Below are 13971 nucleotides of genomic sequence, written 5' to 3'. Positions count from 1 at the left end.
ACCCGTGCGCACCCCTACCGTTGGGGCACACACCGACCGAGAGGACGCACTTCCATGACCACGTATCACGTCGACGCCGCACAGGTCTCCGCGGCGACGCAGACCGTCCAGGGCACCATCGGCCGCATCCAGGCGGAGGTGTCGTCGCTCCTCGGCCAGCTGACCGGGCTGCAGTCGTCGTGGTCGGGGCAGGCCGCCACGGCGTTCCAGGGCGCCGTCTCCGACTGGCGGGCCACGCAGCTGCAGGTCGAGCAGAGCCTCGCGCACCTCAACCAGGCGCTCGGCATGGCCGCCACGCAGTACGCCGACGCGGAGCAGGCGAACGCGCGCCTGTTCCTGCGCTGACCGCGACGGGCACGGCGACGCGCGCAGGGGGCACCGCCGCACGGCCCCCGGGCACGACGAAGGGCGCCTCCCGGAGGAGACGCCCTTCGCGTTGATCGGGCCCGCGGGCCGTGGATCGATTCGGACTAGAAGTCCATGCCGCCCGTGGGGTCGCCGGCCGGAACCGGGTTCTTCTCGGGCTTCTCGGCGACGACGGCCTCCGTGGTGAGGAAGAGGCCGGCGATCGACGCGGCGTTCTGCAGCGCCGAACGCGTCACCTTGGCGGGGTCGATGATGCCCTGCGCGAGCAGGTCGCCGTACTCGCCGGTCGCGGCGTTGAGGCCGTGGCCGTCGGGCAGCTCCGCGACGCGGTTCGCCACGACGCCGGGCTCGAGGCCCGCGTTGAGTGCGATCTGCTTGAGCGGCGCCTCGATGGCGACCTTGACGATGTTCGCGCCGGTCGCCTCGTCGCCCGTGAGCGAGAGCTTCGCGAACGCCTTCGCGCCGGCCTGGATGAGGGCCACGCCACCACCGGCGACGATGCCCTCCTCGACGGCGGCCTTCGCGTTGCGGACGGCGTCCTCGATGCGGTGCTTGCGCTCCTTGAGCTCGACCTCGGTGGCCGCGCCCGCCTTGATGACGGCGACGCCGCCGGCGAGCTTCGCGAGGCGCTCCTGGAGCTTCTCGCGGTCGTAGTCCGAGTCGGTGTTCTCGATCTCGGCGCGGATCTGCGCCACGCGGCCGGCGATGGCCTCGGGGTCGCCCGCGCCCTCGACGATGGTCGTCTCGTCCTTGGTGATGACGACCTTGCGAGCCTGGCCGAGCAGGTCGAGGGTGACGTTCTCGAGCTTGAGGCCGACCTCCTCGGAGATGACCTGGCCGCCGGTCAGGATCGCGATGTCCTGGAGCTGCGCCTTGCGACGGTCGCCGAAGCCGGGAGCCTTGACGGCGACCGACTTGAAGATGCCGCGGATCTTGTTCACGATCAGGGTCGCGAGCGCCTCGCCGTCGACGTCCTCAGCGATGATGAGGAGCTGCTTGCCGGTCTGGATGACCTTGTCGACGATGGGGAGCAGGTCCTTGATGTTCGAGACCTTGCTGTTGACGATGAGGATGTACGGGTCCTCGAAGACCGCCTCCTGGCGCTCGGGGTCCGTGACGAAGTACGCCGACAGGTAGCCCTTGTCGAAGCGCATGCCCTCGGTGAGCTCCAGCTCGGTGCCGAAGGTGTTCGACTCCTCGACGGTGACGACGCCCTCCTTGCCGACCTTGTCGATCGCCTCGGCGATGATCTCGCCGATCTGGGGGTCGGCGGCGGAGATCGACGCGGTCGCGGCGATCTCTTCCTTGGTCTCGATCTCCTTCGCAGCGGCGAGGAGCTCCTCGGAGACGGCCGCGACGGCCTTCTCGATGCCGCGCTTCAGCGAGATGGGGTCGGCGCCTGCGGCCACGTTGCGGAGGCCCTCGCGCACGAGCGCCTGGGCGAGCACGACCGAGGTCGTGGTGCCGTCGCCGGCGACGTCGTCGGTCTTCTTGGCGACCTCCTTGACGAGCTCGGCGCCGATCTTCTCGTACGGGTCGTCGAGCTCGATCTCCTTGGCGATCGACACGCCGTCGTTCGTGATCGTGGGGGCGCCCCACTTCTTCTCGAGCACGACGTTGCGACCGCGCGGGCCGAGGGTCACCTTGACCGCGTCGGCGAGCTGGTTGAGTCCACGCTCGAGCCCGCGGCGGGCCTCCTCGTTGAAAGCAATGATCTTTGCCATGTGTGTCTCTCGTCCCTTCTCGGACGTCTCAAAGATTCGTTGGTTAGCACTCAAATCGAGTGAGTGCTAAGACGATTCTGGCACTCGACCGTCACGAGTGCAAGCGAGCACGGATGCCGCGCGCCGCGGCTCAGGGCACGAACGTCGCCGAGCCCTCGTCGGGCACGAGCTCGACCCACGTGTTGCCCGGCGCGAGCCGGATGCGGCTGCCGTCGTCGGCCGTGAGGACGATCGGCGCGGCCGCGGCATCCTTCGCCCACGTCCCGTGCACCGTCCTGCCGGCGACCGAGGCCCATGCCTCGCCCGAGCCCACCATGACCGTGCGCGGCACCTCGCCGTAGCTCCAGTCGATGCCGACCCGCATGGTGACGACGTTGGTCGCGCGCACCCGGTCGCCCGAGGCCTCGTAGTCGGGTGCCCCCTCCTGGGAGCGGAGCCATGCGCCGGAGGCCGCGTCCCACTCCCACGACGGGAATCGCGCCTCGGAGAAGACGAGGTCGATGCGCGAGGTCGGCATCGCGGCGAGTGCCGGTGCGGCGAGGGGATCCCTCGTCCCGTAGGAGAACTGCACAGGCGGCGGCGCGAGCGAGGCGTTGCGCGAGACCGCCTCGGCGGCGGCGAGGATGACGTCGTGCGGACCCGGGCGCTCATCGGCGCGCTCGAAGAGCCCGGTGTCGTCGAAGTCGAAGACGATGTTGACGAGGGGCGTCGCCATCATCATCTCGACGAACTGCTCCTGACCGCCCGAGTACGACATGATGCCGCCGAACGGCGAGGCGATGTCGGGGTCCATGGGGCGCACCGATCGCACCGGGCCGACGGACTCGGGCACGTCGGAATGCCAGACCACGAGGTACCGGGTGAGCCCGCCCTCGACGAGCTCCTCGAACGCGATGTCGCTCCGGTTGAGGGCGATCTGCGGACGCGCCTCCTCGTGGTTGTCGATCTTCACGGCGATCGACGGATGCGGCGCGGCCGGCGCCTCGAGCCGCGTGCCCCGCAGCGGGCTGAACGCGACGGCGACCGGCGGTCCGCTGTCGCCGGCAGGACGAGCGGCCGGCGAGGGCGTCGCCACCGGCACGAGGACCGGCGGGCCGCTGCATCCGGTGACGAGCAGGACGGAGACCGCGACCACGGTGAGCGCTGCACCACGGAACGCGGCGGCCGAGCGAGCGGGCCACGCCATGCGGTCATGCTACCGATGCGCCGCACGCGAGGAGCCCCCCGGCGCGCCCGGACCTCGTCCGGCGACGAGTCGCGCCGTCAGGCCACGAGCGCGGGCGGACGACGAGGAACGCGCCGCCGGCGAGCCGGCGGCGCGTTCGAGCTCTCGGGCTAGGCGGGACGCACGCCCTCGGCCTGTGGCCCCTTGGACCCCGTGCCGACCTCGAAGACGACCTGCTGGCCCTCTTCGAGCACCTTGTAGCCGGACATGTCGATCGCGGAGTAGTGGACGAACACGTCCTGGCCCCCGTCGTCGACGGTGATGAATCCATAACCCTTTTCAGCGTTGAACCACTTCACGGTTCCGTTCGCCATGCGTTGCTCCCATGTTGCCGTTCGTCGATCAGCACGTGCCTGTCGCCTGTACCGGGGCCCTCGGAACGTGCCGGCATGGCACCGAGGCGGCGCCGGGCGGGACACGGGAGAGAGCGACCAATTCCAGATACTAACGACGTGGTTTCGCGGCACAAGGGGTTCGGCGCAAGAAAATGTCGCGGAATGGCAACGATTCGCTGCGGATCACCCGCCGGTGGCGGCCGCGTAGTCGGATCCGACCACGAGCACGAGCGGGGTGCCGATCTGGGCGAACTGCTCGGAGAGCCGCACGTCGGCCTCGGGGATCGCGGCGGCGACACCGCGAGCGGCGCCCTCGAGATCGGGGGTGGCGTAGTAGACGACCGTCTCGGTCAGGTCGTTCTCACTCGCGTTGGCGGTCGTGCCGACGGGGATGCCCGCGGCCGTCAACGTCTCGCCCGCGCGGGCGGCGAGGCCGGCGGTCGTCGTGCCGTTCAGCACCGTGACGGGGATGTCGGGAGCGACCGTCGGCGGCGCGGTCACCGCGGGGGTGGGCGTGGGCGTGGCCACGCCGGTGTCGCCGAAGTTCAGCCGGTCGTTGAAGAGCACGACACCGCCGATGCCGACCGCGACGAGCACGACGGTGACGAGCGCGGCCCAGCCGAACGCCACCCAGCCGGCGCCGCGCCGCGCGGGTGCTCGGTGCGCTCCGACCCGCTCGATGCCGTGCGGGATGGAGTCGAAACGATCGCGGGGGAACTTCTGCGCCATGAGGTCCAGTCGTCGGGGTCGGGGCCGCGCTCAGTCGAGCGCGCGGCCGATCGAGAGCGAGCGACGGGCTCGCATCGCTGCGCGCGCCTCACGCATCCGTTGCAGGCGCTTGACGAGCATCGGGTCGTGACGGAGCGCAGCGGGTGAATCGATGAGCTCTCCGAGGATCCGATAGTACCGGGCGGCGGAGATGCCGAACTCGTCGCGGATGGCCTGCGCCTTGAGACCCGGCTGCTGCCACGCACGCCCCTCGAAGGCCAGCACGCGGATCGCCCGGTCGTCGAGCACGGCGTCGCCGTCGCCGCGGGAGGGCACGTGCTCAACGCCCATGGGTCCTCCCGTCGCTCACGGCCGCTCGCCGTTGCAGCACATCCTAGGGAACCGCCGCCGTGCGCACGCCGAGCGACCGCGGCGTGTGCATCCCGGGCGCCCGGAACACGGGGCATCCGTCACGCGTTGCACCTCGTGCAGGAAGACCTGCGAGCATTGGTGCCTGCCATCATGGCACCCGACCGGAAGGAGCACGCGTGGAGTACCGCGTGAACAAGAGCGACGAGGAATGGCGCGCGGAGCTCGGCGAGGAGCGCTTCTCCGTGCTGCGCGAGGCCGCGACGGAGCGCCCGTGGACGGGCGAGCTGCTCGACGAGGAGCGAGCGGGCGTGTATGCGTGCGCCGCCTGCGGAGCCGAGCTCTTCAAGAGCGGCACCAAGTTCGACTCCGGCTGCGGCTGGCCCAGCTTCTACGAGTCGGTGCGGCCCGAAGCCGTGCAGCTCATCGAGGACACCTCGCTCGGCATGGTGCGCACCGAGGTGCGCTGCGCCGCCTGCGGCTCGCACCTCGGTCACGTCTTCCCCGACGGATTCGGCACGCCGACCGGCGACCGCTACTGCATGAACTCGATCGCCCTCGACTTCACCGCGGAGTCCTGAGGGGTGGCGTCGGTGCTCGACGCGGCCCTCGCCCGGCGGTCGTCGCCGAAGGTGACGGATGCCGCGCCCGACGATGCGGCGCTCGTCGCCCTGCTCGAGGGGGCCGGCCGAGTCGCCGACCACGCCGCGCTCCGCCCGTGGCGCGTCATCGCGTTGCGCGGAGCGGCGCGTGAGCGGCTGGGTGCGGCGCTCGCAGCTGCGGCCGGCGCCGAGGGCGAGGCCGCGGCGAAGCTCGCGGGAAAGCCGCTGCGCGCCCCACTGCTCCTGGCGGTGGTCGCGGTGACGACGCCCGACCACCCGAAGGTGCCCGAGTGGGAGCAGGAGGCCTCCGCGGCCGGCGTCGCGCACCTCATGAGCCTGCTGCTCGACGATGCGGGATGGGGCGTGATGTGGCGCACCGGCCCGTTCACGCGGCATCCGCTCGTCGCCGCGATGCACGGCCTCGCGCCGAACGAGCGACTGCTCGGGTGGCTCTACGTCGGCGGCCGCACGGAGGTGCGCCGGCCCGAGGGGCGCGCCGACCGCCTCGCCGCGGCGCGACTCACGACGCTCGACTAGCCCCTTCGGCGGGCGCCGCGTCGTGCACGGGCCCGGGCGGTGCCGCGTGGCGCCGGCGCGTCCACCCGACGCTCGCGATCACCACGGCCACCAGCGCCAGCAGGGTGCCGCCGATGGTGGCGGGGTCGACCGGACGCCCCGCGGTGGGCGCGAACAGGTCGAGCGAGAGCGCGGCCGCGAGCTGCCCGGCGACGCCGCACAGCGCGAGCACGAGCACGCCCACGATGCGCACGAGCACGGCCTGCCCGGCGATGAAGACGCAGCCGATCGCGCCGCCCGCGTACAGCCACGGCTCGGTGGGCATCGACTCGGGCCAGCCCACGGATGCCGCGTGCACGAGCATCACGACGACGAGGGCCGCGGTGCCGACCGCGAAGTTCCCGACGGTCGCCGTCAGCGCGCTCTCGGCCGCGCTGCGCACCCGACCGTTCACGGCCTGCTGCCACGCGGCGCCCAGGCCCGCGGTGAACGGCAGCAGCATCAGCAGCACGGGGACGTTCCCGCCGACCTGGGCCGAGACCGCCCAGCCGACCGCCGCGAGCGCCAGCACGGCGCCGATGACGCGCGTCGGGGTGAGCGGGCGCCGGCCGCCCGGCCCCAGCCCGAGCAGGTCGAACACGATGCCGCCGAGGGTCTGGCCCGCCACGATCGCCACCGTGAAGAGGGCCACGCCGACGACGGCGACCGAGAGGCCCTGGGTCGTCACGAACCATGCGCCGGCGAGGCCGCCGAAGAGCATCCACCAGGCGATCCGGCGCTCGCGGAGCGCGACGACCACCCGGCCGATTCCGGCACGACCCGGCCGCCACGCCGCGAGCACGACGAGGAGGATGACGAGGCCGCTCCCGAACGAGATCGCCGCAGCCGTGAAGGGGTCGTCGAGCGCGTGGGCGAGCTGTCCGTTGATGCGGGACTGGAGCGCGGTCAGCGCTCCGCACGCGAGGGCGAACACGATCGCGAGCCACATCGGCAACCGCGTCCGTTCGACGTGGGCATGCCGATGCGGGTGCTCGGACGGTGCGGCGGGCGCCGCGGCATCCGTGCTGGGATTCTCGGTCAAGAGCCGGCTGCGGGACTCGAACCCGCAACCACCGCTTTACAAGAGCGGTGCGCTACCAATTGCGCCAAGCCGGCGAGAGGCGATGCCTCCCCGACATCCTACCGACGGCACGAAGGCCCGGCGCAGGCCGGGCCTTCGTGGTCGGATGGACGACGACTACTGCGCCGGGGTGGGCGTGGGCGTCGGCGTGGGGGTGGACTCCGAGTCGTTGAACGTCTGGCTCGTCGCCTGCAGCACGAACGCCTGGAACTCCTGCGGGTCGTCGAGCGAGCCGCCGTACTGCTGGCCGTTCACGAGCACCGTCGGGGTGCCGGTGACCGAGGGCAGCTCGGGGTTGGTGTTCGGGATCGGCTCGGTCAGGGCGCGGTTCGTCGAGTCCTGGACCCAGGCCTTGAACTGCACGTCGTCGATGCACTTCTCGATCGTCGACTGCTTGCTCACCCCGACCTCCTCCGCGAGCGACTTGAGCTCGTCGTCGGTGAGGCCGGTGGAGCCCTCCTCGGGCTGGTTCTCGAAGAGGATCGCGTTGTAGTCGAAGAACGAGTCGGGCGACGACTCGGCGACGCACGCCGCGGCGTTGGCGGCGCGCAGCGAGTACTGGGTGCCCGCCGACTTGTTCGTGAGGATCGCGATGGGGTGCACCTCGAGGGTGGCGGCGCCCGACTCGACCATGGTGCGCATCGACTCCGAGTTCGTGGCCTCGAACTGGCCGCAGAAGGGGCACAGGTAGTCGACGTAGATGACGATGTTGGCGACCTCGCCGCTGTCGTCGGGCACGGTCGGCGTGGGGGTCTCGCCCGCCGCGAGCGCCGGGGTCGTGACGGCCACGATGCCGCCGTCGTCACCGGCGGTCAGCAGGATGCCGTCGCTCGCCATGTTCTGCGGACCGGGTCCCTCGGGCTTCACGCTCTGGAAGATGAGCGTGCCGACGAGCGCGGCGATGGCGACGACCGCCACGATGATGCCGCCCTGGATCAGGATCTTGTTGCGGCGCTCCCGCTTCTTCTGCTCCTCGCGGAGAAGCCTGGCCTTCTCTCGGGCCGCCTCTCTGCGTTCATTTCGGGATGGGCGTGGCTGATTCGATCCGCCGTAGGTCATCGATGGTCACTCCGGTCGCTGTGGGTGCGCGCGCGTATGCATGCGAACGCACCCACGATAGTAGGAAGCATGTCTGGGAATCACCCAAGCGGATGCCGGACACGTGCCGTTCCCGGCATGGGAATCACCCGAGCGCCGAGCGCAAGGGGTCGGGGCTCGATTCGGCCGCACCCCGCGCGCATGCGATACTGATGAGGCGTCGACGTCGACGCACTTCCATTCACTACGGATCGTCCGGCACGTACCTGCCGGTGAAGGAGACAGAAGAACCATGGCATCAGTCACGTTCGACAAGGCCACCCGGCTCTACCCCGGTGGCACCCGCCCGGCGGTCGACAAGCTCGACCTGGACGTCGCGGACGGCGAGTTCCTCGTCCTCGTCGGCCCCTCCGGTTGCGGCAAGTCCACGTCGCTCCGCATGCTCGCCGGCCTCGAAGAGGTCAACGAGGGCAACATCTTCATCGGCGACCGCAACGTCACCGACGTGCCGCCGAAGGACCGCGACATCGCGATGGTCTTCCAGAACTACGCGCTCTACCCGCACATGACCGTCGCCGAGAACATGGGCTTCGCGCTCAAGATCGCCGGCGTCGGCAAGGACGAGCGCGCCGCTCGCGTCCTCGAGGCCGCGAAGCTGCTCGACCTCGAGCCCTACCTGGCTCGCAAGCCGAAGGCCCTCTCGGGTGGCCAGCGTCAGCGCGTCGCCATGGGCCGCGCGATCGTGCGCCAGCCCCAGGTGTTCCTCATGGACGAGCCGCTGTCGAACCTCGACGCGAAGCTCCGCGTGCAGACCCGCACCCAGATCGCGTCGCTGCAGCGCCGCCTCGGCGTCACCACGGTCTACGTCACGCACGACCAGACCGAGGCGCTCACCATGGGCGACCGCATCGCCGTCCTGAAGGACGGCATCCTCCAGCAGGTCGGCACGCCGCGCGACCTCTACGAGGCGCCGAACAACGTGTTCGTGGCCGGCTTCATCGGCTCGCCCGCGATGAACCTGTTCCACGCCGACCTCGTCGAGGGCGGGATCATGTTCGGCACCGCCAACGTGCCGGTCGAGCGTGAGGCGCTCGCCGACGCGAGCAGCAAGGTCGCCACGATCGGTGTGCGCCCCGAGGACATCGTCGTGTCGCCGAACGAGGGTCAGGGCCTCGCGGTCGACGTCGACCTCGTCGAGGAGCTCGGCGCCGACGGGTACCTCTACGGGCACTCGACGGTCGAGGGCAAGCGCACCGACATCGTCGCGCGCGTCGACGGCCGCGTGCACCCGAACGCCGGCGACCGCGTGTACCTCACGGCCACGCCGGGCCACGTGCACATCTTCGACTCCGAGTCGGGCCTCCGCCTCAGCAAGAAGCCGATCGTCGCCTGACGTTCCACGCACCACCGGGATGCCGGTCGGGCTTCGGCCCGGCCGGCATCGCCGTTTCCCCAGCCGGCATCGCGCTGTCTCCGGCCTGCATGAGCGTGTCTGCGGTCGCCCGCACCGGCGACTACGCTGAACCACGATGAGCGGCTCACTTTCGATCACGTCGGCCATGGCCGATCCGGCACTGCTCGACCTCCCATGGGACCTCCCGCTGGAGTCCTGGCCGAGCGACACCATCGCCGCCCTGCCGAAGGGCATCTCACGCCACCTCGTGCGGTTCGCCCACCTGGGCGGTCATGTCGTGGCGATCAAGGAGACCACGGCCGACATGGCCAAGGGCGAGTACGAGATGCTGCGACTGCTGCAGCGCACCGAGATCCCCTGCGTCGAGCCCGTCGCGGTCATCACGAACCGAACGGATGCCGAGGGCGAGCCGCTCAAGCCGGTGCTCGTCACGCGCCACCTCCGGTTCTCACTCCCCTACCGGGCGCTCTTCTCACAGACCCTGAGGCCCGACACCGCGACCAGGCTCATCGACGCCCTCGCCGTGCTGCTCGTGCGCCTGCACATCGTCGGGTTCTTCTGGGGCGACGTGTCGCTGTCGAACACGCTGTTCCGGCGCGATGCGGGCGCCTTCGCCGCCTACCTCGTCGACGCCGAGACCGGCAAGCTCTACGAGGGCGGCCTCTCGAACGGCCAGCGCGAGAACGACCTCGAGATCGCCCGGGTGAACATCGCCGGCGAGCTCCTCGACCTCGAAGCGGGTGGCCGGGTCGCCGACGAGCTCGACCCGGTGCGCATCTCCAACGGCATCGTCGAGGCGTACCGCAGCCTGTGGAAGGAGCTCACGGGCTCCGAGTCGTTCTCGACCGCCGAACGGTGGCGCATCAACGAACGCGTGAACCGCCTGAACGACCTCGGCTTCGACATCGAGGAGCTCGCGATCCGTACCGACGACACGGGCACGACCCTGCGCATCCAGCCGAAGGTCGTCGACGCGGGGCACCACCAGCGGCGGCTGCTCCGCCTGACCGGGCTCGACGCCGGCGAGAACCAGGCACGTCGCCTGCTCAATGACCTCGACTCCTACCGGGCGGCGTATGGCAAGGCCGACCTCGACGAGGAGATGGTCGCCCACGAGTGGCTGATGCGCGTGTTCGAGCCCGTCGTGCGCGCGATCCCCCTCGACCTGCGGGGCAAGCTCGAGCCGGCCGAGATCTTCCACCAGCTCCTCGAGCACCGCTGGTTCATGGCGCAGCAGGCGGGGCACGACATCCCGCTCGCCGAGGCGGTCACGTCGTACGTCAACCAGGTGCTCCGCCACCGTCGTGACGAGGCGACCGTGCTGGGGCCGCCCACGGGTTCGACCGCGACGATCGAGGTCGTTCCCGAGACGTCGGCCATCGCGGTGGTCGACCCCGACGACGAGAACGACTGGCGCCTCAAGGTCTAGCCGGCCCGGCCCGCGCCGGAGCCCGGCCGGCGCCAGAGCCCGGTCAGAGGGCGACGCTGCGGTTCTCCCCGATGTCGGGCGTCTTGTGCGTGAAGATCGCGGCGGCCGCCTTCACGAGCGAGAACACGCCCGGCTCCGTCTTCGCCCAGTACTCGGCGCCGTCGCCGGTCACCTCGAGCACCGCGATCGTCGGGTCCTCGCGGCCCTGCTCGAACCATGCCTGGGCGGCCGGGTTCCACAGCTCGTCGATGAGGGCGTCGTCGCGCACGACGCGCGCGTGGCCCGCGATCGACAGGTAGCCGTTCTTCGAGGCGAACGACACGTTGACCACCGGATCCGCGAGGATCTCGCGGGTCTTCTCGCTCGGATCCTGTACGAGGAACCGGATGACGCCGTCGAAGTCGTCCTGCAGCACCGCGAGGGGACGCGCGTGCAGCGTTCCGTCGACGCCTCGGCTGGTGAGCAGCGCCGTGTCGGCGCCGGTCACGAGCTTCGCGATGCGTTCGCGCTCCTCGGCGGGATCGGGCGGCGTCTCGGCAGTGCCGGCCGCGTCGGTCGGCCGCGTGTCGTCGTCTCGGTGCTCGTCGATGTTCTGCGTCATGCCCCCGACGCTATGTGTCGGCGTGACGGCGAGCGAGGCCTTGACAGCGTCAGACGGGCGACTCGGCCCGCAGCTTCGAGATCTCGTAGAGGGTCACGGATGCCGCGATGCCGGCGTTCAGCGACTCGGTCGACGACTCGATCGGGATCGACACGATGGCGTCGCACGTCTCCGCCACAAGCCGTGAGAGACCCTTGCCCTCGCTGCCGACCACCACGACGATCGGGCGCTCGGCCCATGAGAGGCCGGGAAGCGACACGTCGCCGTCGCCGTCGAGTCCGAGCACGAACACGCCGCGCTCCTTCAGCGCCTTGAGCGTCTGCGTGAGGTTCGCCGCCATCGCGACGGGCACGCGAGCGGCTGCGCCGGCCGAGGTCTTCCATGCGGCGGAGTTCACGCCGACCGAGCGACGCTGCGGCACGATGACGCCCTGGCCGCCGAACGCGCCCGTGGAGCGGAGGATCGCGCCGAGGTTGCGGGGATCGGTGATGCCGTCGAGCGCGACGAAGAGGGGGGTCTCGTCGCGGGCGAGCACCTCATCGAGCAGCTCGATCGGGTGCGCGTACTCGTAGGGCGGAACCTTGAGTGCGAGGCCCTGGTGCACGCCGCCCTCGCCGGCGAGGCGGTCGAGCTCGGGCCGCATGACCTCGAGCATGGGGATGCCGCGGTTGGTGGCGATCTTCATCGCCTCCTTCACCCGGTCGTCCATCTCGATGCGCGCGGCGACGTAGAGGGTCGTGGCGGGGATGCGGGCGCGCAGCGCCTCGACGACGGAGTTGCGGCCGGTCACGATCTCGGACTCGTCGCCCGACTTCGACCGCCGTGCTGCGCCGGATGCCCCGCGGGGCGCGCCGGCGCGCTGGCCCTGGCCGGCCACCTTCCCGGGAGCCTTGCCCTTGCCGCCCGCCGCGCGATACCGCTCCTCGGCGGCCTTGCGCTTGCCGGCGGGGTGCCAGGCGCGGTCCTCGGCCTTGGGTGTGGGGCCCTTGCCCTCGAGCGCCTGCCGGCCCTGGCCGCCGGACCCGACCTGCTTGCCCTTGCTCTTGCGCACGGCTCCGGCGCGCGGCTTGCTGCTGCCCTTCATGATCCCAAGCTCCAATGCGTGCCGGTCTGGCTGTCTTCGATGGTGATGCCCGCGGCCGAGAGCTCGGTGCGGATGAGGTCGGCCGCGGCGAAGTCCTTGGCCGCGCGAGCGGCCTGGCGGTCTTCGATGAGGCGGGTGACGAGGGTGTCGAGCGCGGATGCCGCGGGCGCGGCATCCGGGGCCCAATGGGTGTCGCGCGGGTCGATGCCGAGCACCTCGACCATCGCGACGACCTGGCCGTGCAGGGAGGCGGCGTCGTGCAGCTCCTCGGCGTCGAGCGCCTGGTTGCCGGCCCGCACGGTCTCGTGGAGCACGGCGAGCGCCTGCGGCACGCTGAGGTCGTCGTCCATCGCCTCGGCGAACGCGTCGGGGATGAGCGGGCTGCCCACCCCGGCGAACCGGGTGCCGGCGAGGCGGCGCTCGACGCGCACCAGGAACGCCCGGATGCGGTCGACGGCCGCCTCGGCCTCGGCCAGCGAGGTGGGCGCGTAGTCGAGCGTGGAGCGGTAGTGCGCGGCGCCGAGCAGGTAGCGCACGGCGAGCGGCGACGCGAGCTCGAGGAGTTCGCCGGCGTAGACGGAGTTGCCGAGCGACTTCGACATCTTCTGGCCGCCGATGTTCACGAGCCCGTTGTGCACCCAGTAGCGCGCGTACGCGTCGCCCGCCGCCGTCGACTGCGCGAGCTCGTTCTCGTGGTGCGGGAAGCGGAGGTCGAGCCCGCCGCCGTGGATGTCGAACTCGGTGCCGAGGTAGCGCGTGGCCATGGCGGAGCACTCGATGTGCCAGCCCGGCCGTCCGGGTCCCCACGGCGACTCCCACGACGCCGACTCGGGCTCGGCCGGCTTGCGGCCCTTCCAGAGCGCGAAGTCGCGGGGATCCCGCTTGCCGCGCGGGTCGGCGTCGGCCGCCGCCTCCATGTTGTCGCGGGCCTGCCGCGTGAGCTCGCCGTAGGACGGCCAGCTCGCGGTGTCGAAGTAGACGTCGCCCGAGCCGTCGGGTGCCGCGTAGGCGTGTCCGCGCTCGATGAGGCGGGCGATGAGCTGCTGCATCTGCTGCACGCTGGCCGTCGCCCGGGGCTCGTAGGTCGGGGCGAGGATGCCGAGCGAGGCGTACGCGGCGGTGAACTCGAGCTCGACGCGGTAGGCGAGCGCCCACCACTCCTCGCCGACGCCCACGGCGCGCTCCTCGTCGGAGGCGGCGAGGATCTTGTCGTCGATGTCGGTGACGTTGCGGACGAACACGACGTCGTACCCGCGGTACGCGAGCCACCGCCGCATGAGGTCGTAGGCGAGGGCGCTGCGCAGGTGCCCGATGTGCGGGCTCGACTGCACCGTCGGCCCGCAGACGTACATGCCGACGCGCCCCTCGCGGAGGGGCACGAAGTCACGCAGGGCCTGGGCCTTCGAGTCGTAGAGTCGCACGGTCACCCGCCAAGCCTAC

The 13971-nt window shown here is 71.1% G+C and carries 15 protein-coding genes and 1 tRNA gene; 5 read left to right on the top strand and 11 right to left on the bottom strand.

Annotation, left to right across the window (positions count from 1 at the left end):
• Positions 1–54 precede the first annotated feature (54 nt).
• A complete protein-coding gene (locus AC1DZA_RS13985) occupies positions 55–345 on the top strand; it encodes a WXG100 family type VII secretion target (protein ID WP_309977629.1) in 291 nt (96 codons plus the stop codon).
• A 125-nt stretch (positions 346–470) separates the two neighbouring features.
• On the opposite strand, the gene groL is transcribed toward AC1DZA_RS13985, so the two are convergent.
• From groL to AC1DZA_RS13960, 5 genes are all read right to left on the bottom strand, one after another.
• The gene (gene groL, locus AC1DZA_RS13980; RefSeq protein WP_309977627.1) at positions 471–2090 is read right to left on the bottom strand and encodes a chaperonin GroEL; all 1620 of its coding nucleotides are present in this window, start codon (positions 2088–2090) and stop codon (positions 471–473) included.
• Positions 2091–2220: 130 nt separating this feature from the next.
• Entirely contained in the window at positions 2221–3276 is a 1056-nt protein-coding gene (locus AC1DZA_RS13975; RefSeq protein ID WP_476773191.1) for a DUF3048 domain-containing protein, read from the bottom strand.
• Positions 3277–3425: 149 nt separating this feature from the next.
• Positions 3426–3629 carry a cold-shock protein gene (locus AC1DZA_RS13970; RefSeq protein WP_309977623.1) on the bottom strand — a complete coding sequence of 68 codons (204 nt, stop codon included), beginning with the start codon at positions 3627–3629 and terminating at the stop codon, positions 3426–3428.
• 204 nt (positions 3630–3833) lie between these two features.
• Positions 3834–4379 (bottom strand): LytR C-terminal domain-containing protein, encoded by a 546-nt coding sequence (locus AC1DZA_RS13965; protein WP_476773190.1) that lies wholly within the window; start codon positions 4377–4379, stop codon positions 3834–3836.
• A gap of 30 nt (positions 4380–4409) precedes the next feature.
• Positions 4410–4709, bottom strand: a complete 300-nt coding sequence (locus AC1DZA_RS13960; RefSeq protein ID WP_309977619.1) for a DUF3263 domain-containing protein — start codon at positions 4707–4709, stop codon at positions 4410–4412.
• 197 nt (positions 4710–4906) lie between these two features.
• Here AC1DZA_RS13960 and msrB point away from each other — a divergent pair, with 197 nt between their 5' ends.
• Together msrB and AC1DZA_RS13950 are read left to right on the top strand one after the other, a co-directional pair.
• Positions 4907–5308: a peptide-methionine (R)-S-oxide reductase MsrB gene (msrB, locus tag AC1DZA_RS13955; protein ID WP_476773189.1), complete on the top strand. Its 402-nt coding sequence runs from the start codon at positions 4907–4909 to the stop codon at positions 5306–5308.
• Positions 5309–5311: 3 nt separating this feature from the next.
• On the top strand, positions 5312–5866 hold the full coding sequence (locus AC1DZA_RS13950) for a nitroreductase family protein (RefSeq protein ID WP_476773188.1): 555 nt from the start codon (positions 5312–5314) through the stop codon (positions 5864–5866).
• On the opposite strand, the gene AC1DZA_RS13945 is transcribed toward AC1DZA_RS13950, so the two are convergent.
• The 3 genes from AC1DZA_RS13945 to AC1DZA_RS13935 form a co-directional block, all read right to left on the bottom strand.
• Entirely contained in the window at positions 5850–6926 is a 1077-nt protein-coding gene (locus AC1DZA_RS13945) for a DMT family transporter (RefSeq protein ID WP_476773187.1), read from the bottom strand. The two genes, AC1DZA_RS13950 and AC1DZA_RS13945, sit on opposite strands and share 17 nt — an antisense overlap.
• A gap of 1 nt (position 6927) precedes the next feature.
• Positions 6928–7000 (bottom strand) — tRNA-Thr (locus AC1DZA_RS13940).
• Between the two features lie 82 nt (positions 7001–7082).
• Entirely contained in the window at positions 7083–8024 is a 942-nt protein-coding gene (locus AC1DZA_RS13935) for a DsbA family protein (RefSeq protein ID WP_476762306.1), read from the bottom strand.
• A 271-nt stretch (positions 8025–8295) separates the two neighbouring features.
• Here AC1DZA_RS13935 and AC1DZA_RS13930 point away from each other — a divergent pair, with 271 nt between their 5' ends.
• A complete protein-coding gene (locus AC1DZA_RS13930) occupies positions 8296–9396 on the top strand; it encodes an ABC transporter ATP-binding protein (RefSeq protein ID WP_476762307.1) in 1101 nt (366 codons plus the stop codon).
• A 136-nt stretch (positions 9397–9532) separates the two neighbouring features.
• Entirely contained in the window at positions 9533–10846 is a 1314-nt protein-coding gene (locus AC1DZA_RS13925) for a DUF4032 domain-containing protein (protein WP_476773186.1), read from the top strand.
• A 43-nt stretch (positions 10847–10889) separates the two neighbouring features.
• Here AC1DZA_RS13925 and AC1DZA_RS13920 read toward each other — a convergent pair whose 3' ends face one another.
• From AC1DZA_RS13920 to cysS, 3 genes are read right to left on the bottom strand one after another with little or no spacing between them, the layout of a single operon-like run.
• Positions 10890–11447: a pyridoxamine 5'-phosphate oxidase family protein gene (locus AC1DZA_RS13920; protein WP_476773185.1), complete on the bottom strand. Its 558-nt coding sequence runs from the start codon at positions 11445–11447 to the stop codon at positions 10890–10892.
• 49 nt (positions 11448–11496) lie between these two features.
• Positions 11497–12531, bottom strand: coding sequence for a 23S rRNA (guanosine(2251)-2'-O)-methyltransferase RlmB (gene rlmB / locus AC1DZA_RS13915; RefSeq protein ID WP_476773184.1), 1035 nt, complete (start codon positions 12529–12531; stop codon positions 11497–11499).
• On the bottom strand, positions 12528–13958 hold the full coding sequence (gene cysS, locus AC1DZA_RS13910) for a cysteine--tRNA ligase (protein ID WP_476773183.1): 1431 nt from the start codon (positions 13956–13958) through the stop codon (positions 12528–12530). The genes rlmB and cysS overlap by 4 nt, the downstream gene beginning before the upstream one ends.
• Between the last annotated feature and the right edge of the window lie 13 nt (positions 13959–13971).

Source organism: Agromyces sp. P2_B3, from assembly GCF_056404815.1.
Note: the sequence above shows the minus strand (reverse complement) of the source record. Positions and strands in the feature narration are given on the sequence as shown.

What these genes read in the sequence shown, in the direction of transcription:
- AC1DZA_RS13960 (WP_309977619.1), bottom strand. Translation starts at nt 4,709, where the DNA reads ATGGGCGTTGAGCACGTGCCCTCCCGCGGCGACGGCGACGCCGTGCTC.
- rlmB (WP_476773184.1), bottom strand. Translation starts at nt 12,531, where the DNA reads ATGAAGGGCAGCAGCAAGCCGCGCGCCGGAGCCGTGCGCAAGAGCAAG.
- AC1DZA_RS13920 (WP_476773185.1), bottom strand. Translation starts at nt 11,447, where the DNA reads ATGACGCAGAACATCGACGAGCACCGAGACGACGACACGCGGCCGACC.
- AC1DZA_RS13975 (WP_476773191.1), bottom strand. Translation starts at nt 3,276, where the DNA reads ATGGCGTGGCCCGCTCGCTCGGCCGCCGCGTTCCGTGGTGCAGCGCTC.
- AC1DZA_RS13930 (WP_476762307.1), top strand. Translation starts at nt 8,296, where the DNA reads ATGGCATCAGTCACGTTCGACAAGGCCACCCGGCTCTACCCCGGTGGC.
- AC1DZA_RS13985 (WP_309977629.1), top strand. Translation starts at nt 55, where the DNA reads ATGACCACGTATCACGTCGACGCCGCACAGGTCTCCGCGGCGACGCAG.
- AC1DZA_RS13965 (WP_476773190.1), bottom strand. Translation starts at nt 4,379, where the DNA reads ATGGCGCAGAAGTTCCCCCGCGATCGTTTCGACTCCATCCCGCACGGC.
- AC1DZA_RS13970 (WP_309977623.1), bottom strand. Translation starts at nt 3,629, where the DNA reads ATGGCGAACGGAACCGTGAAGTGGTTCAACGCTGAAAAGGGTTATGGA.
- groL (WP_309977627.1), bottom strand. Translation starts at nt 2,090, where the DNA reads ATGGCAAAGATCATTGCTTTCAACGAGGAGGCCCGCCGCGGGCTCGAG.
- AC1DZA_RS13925 (WP_476773186.1), top strand. Translation starts at nt 9,533, where the DNA reads ATGAGCGGCTCACTTTCGATCACGTCGGCCATGGCCGATCCGGCACTG.
- AC1DZA_RS13935 (WP_476762306.1), bottom strand. Translation starts at nt 8,024, where the DNA reads ATGACCTACGGCGGATCGAATCAGCCACGCCCATCCCGAAATGAACGC.